Genomic DNA, 11874 nt, shown 5'->3' with positions numbered 1-11874 from the left:
GTCATGCGTCAAGAAATCATTTTCGCCAAACATACAAAAGAAATCGGATGTACGAGTAACTGGCTATCGATTCCCTTGGTGTTGACCTCCCACACTTGGGAAAACGGCAAAAACGAACAGTCTCACCAAGACCCGGCGATGGCGGAATTGATGGCTAATGAAGCTTCGGACGTTTCGCGCGTGATGTTCGCGGCCGACTTCAACACGGCAGCGTCCCTGATACACCAGGTCTATCAAACTACCGGGGAATTTTGGACGATGGTGGTGTCGAAACGGGACGAAATCGCCAATCTTTTTAGCCCAGAAGAAAGCGATCGATTGGTGTGCGACGGCGCCATGCGTCTCGAATGGGCTAGTTACCAACCGGAAAAGGCTCAAGTTATCCTCACCGCCATCGGCGGCTACCAACTACAAGAAATCCTGAAAGCGTCCCAACGCCTGCGCGATCGCGACGTACCTCACAGCGTCGTCTACCTCCTCGAACCCGGACGCTTCCGCACCCCTCGCGACGCCGGAGAACTCGAACGAGTCGCCCGAGGTTCCCTGCGAGACCACCTCTATCCCGCATCCGTTAAAGCCCGCGTCTTCCTCAGCCACACCCGCCCCGAACCCATGTTGGGCATTCTCAAACCTCTGGATACTGGAAGCGATCGAACCGCCGTGTTAGGCTTCGTCAACCAAGGCGGCACCCTCAACAGCCAAGGCATGCTGTTTATCAATCGATCGACCTGGGGTCACGTCCTGGCCGAAACCGCCCGCGTTCTCCAACGTCCCCGTGAAGACTTCCTTACTTCCGAAGAACGAGAGGCCCTCGAAGGCAAACGCAATCCCCATGGGGTCGTTCTCTGATGAGGTGAAGACAGTTAACCATTTCTCCCCTGTCATCATCGTTACCGCCGAATGGTTGTACGAAGAACTGTTCGAGCGATACTGTCTTCGCCATAGGGCTGTAGACGCGCGATCTCCCTTTTGGCGACATCGATAAAAAGAGAGAGATTAACTCTATCGATCGCGCAATTTTTGCCGATCGATCGCGTCGCGAGATAGAGATCGATCGACTAACGATAGATTACAGCCGCTTCTAAGCTTGTTAGTCTGAAAATAAGTGTAAACCCCGGCTATCGATACAGCCAAACTTTTACACCGAAGCCAGGTTGTTCCAATGCGATCGAATGTCGAGTCACGTTCCTTCTGTCTCCATCCCCGCCCCCAGGCTTCTATCGTCGTTCCAAACATCTTTACCTTATGAAAATCCCTCTCCAAATCACGTACAATCACCTCGAAAAAGACCCCGCCATAGACAAATTGGTTCGAGCCAAAGTAGAGAAAATCGAACAGTTTTGTAACTACATGAATAGCTGTCGTGTCACCCTCGAGAAAGTCCACGAAAACCCCGACAGTGGCTCTCCTTACCGCGTGCAAATCGATATGACTGTCCCGCCGAGTCACGAGTTAGTTGTTGATCGCAGTCCCGATCGAGGCGTCCAGTATACGCCCCTCGATGTCGTCGTTCGCGATGCCTTTGACGCCGCCCGTCGCCAACTGCAAGAACTAAAAGAGCGGCAAAGAAACGAAGTCAAACGCCATCCCGACCAACAGATGGTTGCTGTAGTCAGCGAACTGCATCCCGACGAGAACTATGGCTTTCTCAAAACTATAAATACGGGGCGCGAACTCTATTTCAACCGTCAAAGTAGCGACCAGTTCGATCGACTCGAAGTCGGTACCGGCGTCCAGTATCGAGAAGTCCCCGGCGAAGGCGATCGACCCTACGCTATCAGCCTTAAAATCGTCAACAAACCCGGCGAACGGGAAACGAAATCCGACGAAAGCAACATTGAAGCCCCGATGGGTTGGCGTTAAAGGTTTTACACCCAATCCCTATCAACCCGGTTTCCTCGAGAAACCGGGTTTTTAATCGAGTATAATATCGTCGGTTGGCTTGAGGCACGAAACCTTCTATTTTTTCTATATCTCTTTAATTTTTTGAGAAAATATATCGATTCAATCACTAAAAAATTTCAATATTTTGTTATATTATATTATCTAAAAAATATGAATTTGAATGCAAAATAATGTTTAAAAAATCGGCTTATTTAAATTAATATAAAGAGTTAATAAATTGATAAAATATAAATAATAATTTCTATGGATTTGTAAAAAGTTTTGGATACGCCAAACGCCAATTACGACCAACCCTGGAAAGAAGCCATTGAAAACTATCTCGAATACTTTCTAGAGTTCTTCTTTCCCCCAGTCCACGCCCTCATCGACTGGACGCGAGACTATCAATCCTTAGACAAAGAACTGCAACAAATCAGCCCGAACGCCACCAGCGGCGAACGAGAAGGGGACAAACTCTTTCAAGTTTGGCAGCGCAACGGCGAAGATGCCTATATCTTGATTCATATCGAAGTTCAGAGTCAAGAAGATACCGACTTCGGCGAGCGAATGTATATCTACCACTATCGCTCCTTTGACTTGCACAAAAAAGTCATCAGCCTAGCCATTTTAGGGGACGATCGACCCACTTGGCGACCGCAGAATTACCATTACGAACTGGGGGGCTGTTCGGTAAACTTCGTCTTTCCCATCGCCAAACTGCTTGACTACGAGTCTCAGTGGGAAAGCCTCGAACGAGAGTCAAATCCCTTTGCGTTACTGGTGATGGCGCATCTGAAAACCAAAGCCACCAACAACAAGGCGGAGGAACGAGAAAGCTGGAAATGGCATCTCGTTCAGTTACTCTACGAGCGAGGCTATACTGAGGAAGACATCATCAAGTTCTTTCGATTGCTAGACTGGATGATGACGCTTCCTCAAGTCTTGCAAGACAGTTTTGACACCAAACTCCAAAATTATCAGGAGGAACGAAAAATGCCGATTTTGAGTAATATCGAGCTTCGCGCCATTGAAAAGGGGCGTGAAGCGGGGATTTTGGAAAATGCTCGTTCGTCGGTGTTGGAAGTGCTGACAGTGCGGTTTGACAGAGTTCCTTCGGAATTGAGCGATCGCATCAACCAAATTACCGATGTGGCGACGCTCCAAAACCTTCACCGACAAGCCATTTCCATTGAATCCCTGACGGAATTCGATCGCCTCTTAGACAACGACTAACCTCACTGGGTTGCCGCTGTGCGAGATCCCCGGCATCTTCAAGATGCCGGGGATCTGTTGGAAATCCTTAATAAAATCAAGTCTTGCCATGCTTCGTCTTCTTCCTTTGGCAACCCGTCTTTTCCAAACTTCACTCAATTTATCTGTGCGAGATCCCCGGCATCTTCAAGATGCCGGGGATCTGTTGGAAATCCTTAATAAAATCAAGTCTTGCCATGCTTCGTCTTCTTCCTTTGGCAACCCGTCTTTTCCAAACTTCACTCAATTTATCAAAATGACCCAAAAAAGAGTAGGCGCGATCGCCTACTCTTAATTTCAACGACAATTTAAACGACTCAGAAACCAATCAGAAACCCAACCGTTAACGATAATCCTGAGATTGAATATCCCGCAATCGCGCCTCCGGACGTAAAAACCGATCCATTTGCGCCTCAAAAAACGCGCGATTTTTCATCAAATGCTTCGGATTGGGGTCGTCGAGGGGATACAACAACGCCTGACGCAATGCCTGAATCACCGCCGACGTGACGTTATACATCGATCGCTGGAACGTAATCCCCAACTGAATCAACATATCGTCTTCGCCGCGACAGTGTTTCTGATAGTATTCCGTCAAATAAGGCGGCAGAAAATGCAACATATCTTGCATCAACAACGTCGGCGGAATTCCCGCACTTCCCACCGGGAAAACATCCGCGTACAAAATGCCGTAATGGAAATCCTTCTGTTCGTCCGGAACCTGCCCCGCTTGGGCGTTATAAGACTTCGTACCCCGGAAGGGTGCCGTCCGGTAAAACACCGCCTCAACGTAAGGTAACGCCGCCTCGTAAAGCCAGGTAAATCCCTTCGATTTCGGAATAATTTCGTAACACTCGCCGCCAATGTAAACGTGATGGTAAATCGGGCGTCCGGCGACGGCAAAAATGCCGTTAACCAAGAAATCCATCGCCTCGGGAACAGTGGTTAACTTCCCTTCATCGTACAAATCCGACATCTCGAAGAACACCGGCGCCATCACTTCCCAAAACAGCCCCAAATTGGCGTAATAGGACAGTTGACGCACTTGTTCGAGGAACATTTCAGGGAAGAGCTTGTGCAGCCCCAACATCACCGGATTGCCTTTAAAATAGGCTTTGATGGCGCGATCGGCGTTGGCGACGTACTCTTCACTTTCTAAGTAGTCGTTAAACCGCCCTCCCATGCCTTGATGCCACAACATCGCTCGCATACAGGCTTCGGCGAATTCCATGTTGATGCGATCGTGCCACAAATGATGCAGCAACTTGGGCATTTTTTGGGTTTCGCCCCGTTTCATGAACTCCAACAGTTCCGGATGTGCCGTGGCTTCCCCCCGCCAAACTCGTAAATCGGCGGTGTCTCCGGCGTAGTGGTTGTGTAAGTCTAAATACTCTTTCGGCAAAAAATATTTGAACGCTGGAACTGGGTTGAGAAATACTCGTTCGGCAATGTAAAGCAAATCCCGCCAGTAGAAATCCATTGGTACGGCATAGGCTTTATAAATGCCGATGATTTGCATCAAGTTTTCTGGGGTGTCCGGAAGCATGGAACCCCCCGCTTCGAGGCGGTGAATCACCTCGGCGAATTCGTGGTTAGACGGCGGAATCGGAGTTTTGGGTTTGGGAATTGCTTGAACCATCAGTTAATAATTGATAATTGACAATTGATAATTGATAATTGTCGGTTCGTACTCGGTCAGAAACCGGGTATTTGAAAGTCGTTCAGAGATACCCGGTTTCGTTTCAGGAAAAGCTATTAACGAGGACGAACGTTTCGCCGTCCGCCAGCCCAAGGTGGCGGACCTTCAGGATTACGAATAAACACAGTTGTCCCATTGGCATAGGTGATAGAAAACGCATCGAATTCACCGTCATCCATTTCACCTTGGACAGTAACTGTATCACCGAGATTAAGGTTTAAATTTTGCCACCAACGGGGGCCGGCATCTACAACGACTTGTCCGCTACTGTCTTGCAAAACGAACTCGTTTTCATCCGCTTCGCCCCAAGCCACAATTTCTCCAGAGATGGTAATTCCTTCTCGATTTTGCAACTCTCCAATTGAGGTATTTTGAACGAGACGTATATTTGGGCGGGCAACGGAAAGGCTAGGAAAGAGAAGAGTCCAACTGAACGAGGTCAGGGCTGTAAAAGATAGCCAATATTTAAGTTTCATAGTCATGTATGAGGGTGAGGTTTTGTAGTCTCAAAAGAGTCTGGAAACGAAGGGAAACCTGCTTAACGCTGAGTCACGTTCTGGGCGACGATTTCTTGAGTGGGTTGGAGCGTCGAAGCTAACATGGTTGCGGTGGGTTCCATCCAACGAATTAACCAGTTGGGTTGAATGCCGAGAAATAGAATAATGACTGACAAGACTAATGCGGGAACCCGTTCGCTCCACGTTAATCGATCGTAATAGGCGAGTTCGTTGTTCAATTTGCCAAAACAGGTGCGGTTGAGCAGAATCACGAAATACACTGCCGTCAACCCGGACGAGAGAATACAAATCAAGGTAGGAATCGGGAAAATGGGGAAACTGCCTTGAAAGACGATGAACTCCGCCGCAAATCCCACCAAACCGGGAATTCCCGCACTGGCCATCCCCGCCATCACCAACAAGCCGCTGACGAGTGGCAGTCCGCGAACGGGGTTCATCAAACCGTTGAGGAGTTGCAGTTCTCGGGTACCCACTTTGTCTTCTACGATGCCCACGAGGTTGAACAGTAACGCCAGAATCAAGCCGTGGGCGACCATTTGCGCCACTGCACCTAACACGCTCAAGTCCGTTCCAGCGGCAGCGGCGACGAGGACATATCCCATGTGACCGATCGAACTATAGGCCACCATGCGTTTAATATCGTTTTGGGCGATCGCGTTCAACGACCCGTACATGACGCTAATGGCACCGATTAATGCCAAACCCGGCGCAACGATTTCCCAAGTATTGGGGAACATTTGCAACCCAAACCGCACCAGTCCGTAAGTTCCCAGTTTCGCCAAAATCCCACCGAGGAGAATCGCCACCGGAGGCGAAGCTTCCACGTAGGCGTCGGGAGACCAAGTGTGCAGGGGAACTAGGGGGATTTTGATGCCCAATCCTACCAACAACACCGTTAACAGAATCAACTGGGCGCGAAGGGGTAAGTTTTCGGTGGAAATGCTGTCGTAGTCGAAGCTGAAACTTCCACTCAGCCAAGCGACACCGAGAAACGCCGCCAAAATCAGAATTCCCGAAAGGGCGGTGTACAGCAGAAACTTCATCGCTGCGTAACCCCGTTTTTCGCCGCCCCAAATGGCGATGAGGAGGTACAGGGGAATCAGTTCTAACTCGAAGAAGAGAACGAACAGCAGCAGGTTTTGGGCGAGAAACGCGCCAGCGACTCCTGCGTTGACGAGGAGAATCAGCCCGTAATACAGCGAAGCCCTGGGGGTGTTGGCTTTGCTGCTGTAGACGACGACGCCGGTTAAGAGGGCGTTGAGAACCAACAACGGCATGGACAAGCCGTCGGTTCCCAGGCTGTAACTCAAGCCGATGGGTTCGGCCCAGGTGAGATATTCGGAAAATTGCAATCCGGTATCGCTGAGGTCGAATTGGAACAGCAACCACAGCGTCCACACGAAGAGCAGTCCTGCTGTGGAAAGGGCGAGGGTTCGGGCGGTTTGCCCCGATTTGGTAAAGCCGACGATGATGGCGGCGACCAGTGGAACGAGAATGAGGGCGCTTAGCATATTAGCAAGGGTTTCGCGAAAACAGTTGAGTTTCGAGAATTATTCGAGAAGGGTTCGAGGAGGGTTTGAGAATTAAACGTTGTCTGTTGGCGGTTTGTTGGCGGTTTGGAAAAGGATTGTTGTGAGGATTGTTTGTAAAGAGGGTTTGTTAAGGAGATAGCGGGTTAGAACATCGTCCAAAGTGTGGCGAATTGAGAGAGATAGGGGAAACTGGCAAGAATTACGAAGACGGCAACGCTGAGTACGATCGACAGAATGTAAAACTGAGATTGTCCGGTGGTGTTGTATTTGAGACTTTCGCCGCCGAAGAGGGTGGCAAAGCCGACGAGGTTCACGGTGCCATCGACGATGTAGCGATCGACCCAGTAAATTAGTTTGGAGATGTGATCGACTGCAAAGACCACCGTGGCTTTATACAACTGCGGCGTATAGAAGTCGTAGGCGAAGAAATCTTGCAGGGCTTGGGGATTGAGTCGCACGGGTTTTTCCCAATTGGGATTGAGATACACCAACGCGCCGAAGCCGATTCCTGCCAAACTCGACCAAGTCATCAATACCGCCACGAAGCGATTTAAACTCGCCCAATCCGGCAACAACTGCCACTGTGCCAACAACAGGGGTAAATGCAAGGCAACCCCCGCCAGCAACATCATCGGCAACACCAACAACCACAAGCCTTCGGGGGAACGTCGGGTGAAGTCCGTCAGCTTTCCGCCAAATATCAATCCGAACAGTCGCGTCACGCTGAACGCCACGAAGCCGTTGACGGCTAACACCACGCCAAATAAGAGGGGGCGACTTTGCCAGAGGGCATCGGAAATTTCTACGATAGACCAAAAGCCTCCCAGTGGCGGCATGGCAATCAGAGATAAACCTGCGATGATTAGTGAAATTCCCGACAGGGGACGGCGCGACCACAAACCGCCATATTGGGTGAGGTTTTGGGTAATGTTGTTGAGGACGACGCCTCCGGTACTCATCACCATCAACGCCATTGCGATGGCGTAGGTGAGTAGCAACACTAAGGCGGCGTGGTTTTCTCCGATACCGACGGCGACGAACACTAACCCCATGTAGGCACTGGTGAGATAGGATAAGACCCGTTTTACGTCGATTTGCGCCATCGAAATCAGACTTGCCCCCACTGCAGTGGCAGCCCCTACCGCAACCACCACGCTGGACCCCAAGGGCGACAAGGCGAGAATGGGTTGCACTTTAATCAGGACCCAAGCCCCGGTGGACACGATGATGGTATTCCGCAGAATCGTTGCGGGATAAGGACCTTCCATCGCTTCGTCCAGCCAGAGGTGAAAGGGGAACTGAGCGCATTTGGCCACCGGACCCGATACTAACGCCAAGGCTAACAAGGTGGCTAGGGTGGGGTCGAGATCGGCGGTTTTCGCCCAGGCGGTGAGTTCGGTAAAGTTCCAAGTTCCCGATAGGGGCAGCAGTGCCACCACGGCCATTAATAGGATGAGGTCGCCCACCCGTTTGGTGAGGAAGGCATCTCTGGCGCCTGTCACCACGAGGGATTGGTTGTACCAAATTCCCACGATGAGATAGGTTCCCAGGGTGAGGATTTCGAGGACGACGTAACTGAAAAAGAGGGAGTTGCACAGAACTAGCAAGCACATCCCTGCTTCAAACAGTCCCACGAGGGAGTAGAACCGCGCCCATCCCCAATCCATTTCGAGATAGGCGATGGCGTAAATTTGCGCCAGTAGGTTCAATCCGGTGATGAGAACGCAGGCACCGAGGGCGACGGTGGAAATTTCTAAGTCTAAGGTGATGTTGAGTCCTGGTGCGTTCAACCAGGCAAAGGAAAGTGCTTGCGGGGGTTGGTTCCAGGTTTCAACTAACGCCAGCAGGCTATGACTGAACGCTGTAAAGGTCATGATGGCGTTGATATAACCTGCTGGACGGGGGCCGGTTTTGCGGATGAATCCCGGCGACCAGGGAAGCGCAAGTATCGCGCCGAGAAGGGCGTAGCAGGGAAGCAGCCACGCACTCTGGCTGAATAGGTGACTCATGCAGTGACCTCTATGGACATCGAACGCAGGAGAAATCGCCTCGATCGCGTTTTCTGGATTCGATCGAGCAATTTCGGCAACGATGCTGTTGCAAAACTTAATTAATTGTTCGTAATCATAGCTAAAAACAGAGTTTTTTGTAAATATCCATAGAGAAAAATCTATAATTGCAGCGATCACTTTCACTGATAAGCATAAATACTTAATTTTAAATTAAATTTGCTCAAAATGTTATTGACAAATAAATTATAATATGATATAAGGCAAAAATATAATTTTCTGTTGTAGAAGCCTTGCATAACAGGTTTCGACAAACCAACATCGCTACAATCGAGCCAGAACATCTCAAACAGGGAGGTCGTCTCGTGTCCCCCGAACTCGCCCCAGAACAAGTTCCCCAAACGCCGGAAGCGGAAGTCTGGGAACCTCCCATGCCGCCGACTGACTTGATTTTCGACGACGGAGAACCCTTGGAAAGCAACCGCCACCGCATCGCGATGAACCTCCTCATCGAGTCCGCCGATTCAGCGTTGGCGGAACGAAACGATTCCTTTGTCGGCGGCAATATGTTTATTTATTACAGCAGTCGCCAAGCGAGAAATCGGGACTTTCGCGGACCGGACTTTTTCGCCGTGTTGGGGGTCGAAGAAAATCGCGATCGCCAAGGTTGGGTGGTTTGGGAAGAAAACGGACGTTACCCCGATGTCATCGTCGAGTTGATGTCGCCGAGTACCGCCAAATTCGATTTAAACGAGAAGAAACAGATTTACGAACGGACTTTCCGAACGCCGGATTATTTTGTCTTCGATCCGTTCGATCGAAACTCCTTACGAGGTTGGCATCTCGATACCGATGCGGGGGGATACCAAGAACTCGAACCCAACGAGAGAGGCTGGTTGTGGTCTTCTCAGTTGAATATGTGGCTGGGAATTTGGGAAGGCTCGATTCTCCACGTCGAGACCTTTTGGCTGCGGTTTTACGACGCTGAAGGAAACCTGGTATTGTGTCCCGACGAAAAGGCTCAACAAGAAGCGGAAAAGGCGCAACAGCGAGCTGAGGCCGAACGTCAACGCGCCGAACAAGAACGTCAACGCGCCGAACAAGAACGTCAACGCGCCGAACAAGAACGCCAGCAAGCCGAACAAGAACGTCGACGGGGCGATCGCTTAGCGGCGAAACTGCGAGAATTGGGTATCGAACCCGAAACTCTGGAAAATCCCTAAATTCCCCATCAAAAACGGGGCGGACGTTACCCACCCCGTTTAAAAAGTCTCGAATCGACGCAACTACAGGACTTTCAAATTGGGATATCCTGCCATCAAATCGTCTGTGGTGAGCGTATCTCCTTGAGCTTGAGGCGTCCAGAGAACTTCCACCGCCAACAGTCGATCGCTCGAAACGCCGCCCAACTGACGTAACGCTTGGTTCAGCGACTCCGCACTATCGACCTGGGGAAGTTGGAAATTCCCCTGAACCCCAGCTAAAATCGTCACCACGATGTACTCGCCAGGGGCTTGAGTTTCCGCCAACGCACCCTCTTCAGCATCGCCAGGAAGCGAAGGCGTCCCTTGTCGCAACTGACTTTGATAGTTCGAGAGGGTTTCCTCCGAGAACTTACTGCGTTCGGAGAGCGACCATTCATTAAACTTGGCTTCTGCGCGATTGAGGGCTGTAACATCGTTATCTGTATTGGCGTAAGCCACATATTCCGGGTGACGCAACACCGCCAAAGTCGATTCTTGCAGAACTTGAGCGCGGCCGGAAGCGGTTCCCGTATCGGCGGACATGGCCAAACTATCCAATTCCGACTGTAACTCGCGGGCTTGCGCCAACAGTCCCACCTGAACCTTCGCCACGGAGACGTTGGGCGTCATGGCTTCCATTTCGCCGCCGTCACCTCCCGCGACGCCGCGCAAACTGCGGACGAGGAAGTTGGCGATGGTGATGAAAATCAGGATGGAAAACAGTCCGCCGAAACCGCCCCCGAAGCCGAAGAAGGGAATCAGGAAGGGGAAGCCGAAGCCGCCACCGGGATAACCGCGAGAGGGGGCGTAAGAGCGACTAGGGGGGCTATAGCTGCGGGTGGGGGCGCGGAACGACCCTCCGCCGATGCGTCCGCCGCTACGGGCGGCGAATGCGCCGTCTACGTGGGAGAAGAACAGTATGGCGACGAGTCCGGCTAAAAACAGCGATTTTAAGATGGGTTTGAGTTTTGAACTGAGTTGTGAAAATAATTGGCGACCCATACAACCTCTTGGTGTGACCTTGTAGCGTTTAAGCTATCGCGAACTGCACCTCCGCCCCCAGGTCGAGTGTGGTTTGTGTTACGGAGTCTTGCAGCTCTCTTACTAATGTATCGTTTTTGACGAAGTGGGGTGGGTCTGGTTTCAGCAGTCCGGTTGGCTTCAGATACCGCGTTTCAGTCGATTTTTCTAAACTTCAGGTTCATACGGAATCCGTTGCTGATAAGAAGTATTCACCACATTCCCCTTAGCGCCGGGGGGATAGAGGGGATTGTAGAGTTTGGCAAAACGGCGGTTTGAGATTCGGATTCTGTATCAGATAAACCGAAAAACCCGGTTTCTCAGTTTTTTTGCCCTTGTTTTTGCCCTTGTTTTTTGCCCTTGTTTTTTGTATTATTTTTTGTCTTCAAAAAAATGGGGGGGCGACATGCACCCCCTTAAATTGGGTTTCCTGAGATTGCGGTGTAATTTGTTTGAACGAACAGAAAAATTGGCGACCCTAGCCAATTTTTGAACCTTAGCGCCCCATCTTCCCAGCCAACCACAAACCCCCCTTTCAAAGGGGGGCGAAGATATGGTTTTGAACGGGTATAAAATCAGATTACGATCTCAAACTCCGAAGAGCCAAATTAGCAATTACCCTTTTGACCGCCAGTCTTAGAACCGGAACCATAGCCAGAGCGATTTCCCTGTCCGCGACCTCTGCCAGAGCGATTTCCCTGTCCGCGACCTCTGCCA

General features: G+C 50.6%; 9 protein-coding genes. 4 read left to right on the top strand and 5 right to left on the bottom strand.

Annotation, left to right across the window (positions count from 1 at the left end; all coding sequences use genetic code 11):
* The 3 genes from ACP5D4_RS17860 to ACP5D4_RS17850 form a co-directional block, all read left to right on the top strand.
* A partial coding sequence (locus tag ACP5D4_RS17860) for a hypothetical protein (RefSeq protein ID WP_428012972.1) occupies positions 1 to 849 on the top strand: 849 nt, incomplete at its 5' end.
* A gap of 396 nt (positions 850 to 1245) precedes the next feature.
* Positions 1246 to 1863 (top strand): HPF/RaiA family ribosome-associated protein, encoded by a 618-nt coding sequence (locus ACP5D4_RS17855; RefSeq protein WP_428012971.1) that lies wholly within the window; start codon positions 1246 to 1248, stop codon positions 1861 to 1863.
* A 303-nt stretch (positions 1864 to 2166) separates the two neighbouring features.
* The gene (locus ACP5D4_RS17850; protein ID WP_428012970.1) at positions 2167 to 3117 is read left to right on the top strand and encodes a transposase; all 951 of its coding nucleotides are present in this window, start codon (positions 2167 to 2169) and stop codon (positions 3115 to 3117) included.
* A gap of 361 nt (positions 3118 to 3478) precedes the next feature.
* Here ACP5D4_RS17850 and ACP5D4_RS17845 read toward each other — a convergent pair whose 3' ends face one another.
* From ACP5D4_RS17845 to ACP5D4_RS17830, 4 genes are all read right to left on the bottom strand, one after another.
* Positions 3479 to 4774 (bottom strand): CO2 hydration protein, encoded by a 1296-nt coding sequence (locus ACP5D4_RS17845; protein ID WP_428012969.1) that lies wholly within the window; start codon positions 4772 to 4774, stop codon positions 3479 to 3481.
* A gap of 116 nt (positions 4775 to 4890) precedes the next feature.
* Entirely contained in the window at positions 4891 to 5310 is a 420-nt protein-coding gene (locus ACP5D4_RS17840; RefSeq protein ID WP_428012968.1) for a NirD/YgiW/YdeI family stress tolerance protein, read from the bottom strand.
* Positions 5311 to 5372: 62 nt separating this feature from the next.
* The gene (locus ACP5D4_RS17835; RefSeq protein ID WP_428012967.1) at positions 5373 to 6863 is read right to left on the bottom strand and encodes an NADH-quinone oxidoreductase subunit M; all 1491 of its coding nucleotides are present in this window, start codon (positions 6861 to 6863) and stop codon (positions 5373 to 5375) included.
* A gap of 164 nt (positions 6864 to 7027) precedes the next feature.
* Positions 7028 to 8893 (bottom strand): NAD(P)H-quinone oxidoreductase subunit F, encoded by a 1866-nt coding sequence (locus tag ACP5D4_RS17830; protein ID WP_428012966.1) that lies wholly within the window; start codon positions 8891 to 8893, stop codon positions 7028 to 7030.
* Positions 8894 to 9258: 365 nt separating this feature from the next.
* Between ACP5D4_RS17830 and ACP5D4_RS17825 the strand changes: the two genes are divergently transcribed.
* Positions 9259 to 10116, top strand: a complete 858-nt coding sequence (locus ACP5D4_RS17825; RefSeq protein ID WP_428012965.1) for a Uma2 family endonuclease — start codon at positions 9259 to 9261, stop codon at positions 10114 to 10116.
* Positions 10117 to 10179: 63 nt separating this feature from the next.
* On the opposite strand, the gene ACP5D4_RS17820 is transcribed toward ACP5D4_RS17825, so the two are convergent.
* Positions 10180 to 11139 carry a DUF1517 domain-containing protein gene (locus ACP5D4_RS17820; RefSeq protein WP_428012964.1) on the bottom strand — a complete coding sequence of 320 codons (960 nt, stop codon included), beginning with the start codon at positions 11137 to 11139 and terminating at the stop codon, positions 10180 to 10182.
* Between the last annotated feature and the right edge of the window lie 735 nt (positions 11140 to 11874).

The sequence above is a fragment of the Baaleninema sp. genome, assembly GCF_049974805.1.
Taxonomy (GTDB): Bacteria; Cyanobacteriota; Cyanobacteriia; order Cyanobacteriales; family Geitlerinemataceae; genus Baaleninema.
This window is presented reverse-complemented; position numbering and strand designations above follow the sequence as displayed.